The organism is Vibrio sp. 1402 (genome assembly GCF_033340275.1).
Window position 1 is genome coordinate 1 of the sequence record NZ_JAWOWE010000138.1, and the last position, 871, is coordinate 871.

The window sequence follows — 871 nt, forward strand, 5'->3', positions numbered from 1 at the left end:
TTCTGATAACAGTCATACCCGTCTGTCATTGAGCAAGTCACTCTATGTTTCTTATGGATATCTTGATATTCCTTCGAACAGTATTGTGAGCCTCTATCTGAGTGGTGTATTAGCTTTTCTTCACTCTGCCGTTGCCTGAGAGCTGAGATAAATGCCCGCTTAACTGATTGAGTTTTCATGTTGTCATCCACATAAAAACCAACAATCTTCCTTGAATAAGCGTCTGTAACCAAGCTGAGATAACTCTCTCCATTTTGAGTTGGCAAGTAAGTAATATCAGCAACCCACAGTTGTTCTGGCTTCGTTGGTGTCAGCCCATCTTTCACTTTGTTTGGGTGACAGAAAAATCGATGACGGCTGTCAGTCGTTCGGTGATAGGCTCGTCTTGCTCTCACTAACAGCCGATGCTTTCTGAGAAGTTCAAAGAGCTTATCGCGACCTATTTGAATGCCCTTTGTTGCTGCTAAGAACTTCAGTTTACGCGTGCCAATGCGTGGCTGCTTCAGCCTGACTTCACGGACAAAGCCAATGACAGTATGCTCATGATGTTCACAACGAGATTGAGTTTGGCATTGCTTATAATAAGCTTGGCGAGAGATTTGTACTAACTGACAAAACTTCGTAACGCTCAAACCTACTATGGTTTTCTCTTGGACAACGCTTCTTTGTGCTTTTTTGTCACTCTAACACCATAGTCACGTTCCATAACGTTCACGACAGCTTCAAAGAAGTCGGCTTTGAGTTGAGCATCTTCGAGCTGCTTCTCAAGCTCTTTAATACGTTGCTCTGGTGTAGGAGGTGAATTGAACTCGGTCATAGAGTCTCCTTTGGACATAAAGTTAGGTGTCCCTTTAGACCAATCTAGTCGACC

At 43.4% G+C, this 871-nt stretch carries 1 protein-coding gene and 1 pseudogene; both read right to left on the bottom strand.

Translation table 11 applies throughout. The features are described from left to right. Positions 1-632 (bottom strand): IS3 family transposase (locus R7044_RS24645; RefSeq protein WP_225455927.1); only part of this gene is annotated, 632 nt, incomplete at its 3' end. Between the two features lie 5 nt (positions 633-637). Next, positions 638-871, bottom strand: a pseudogene (locus R7044_RS24650) (IS3 family transposase); the annotation flags it as partial.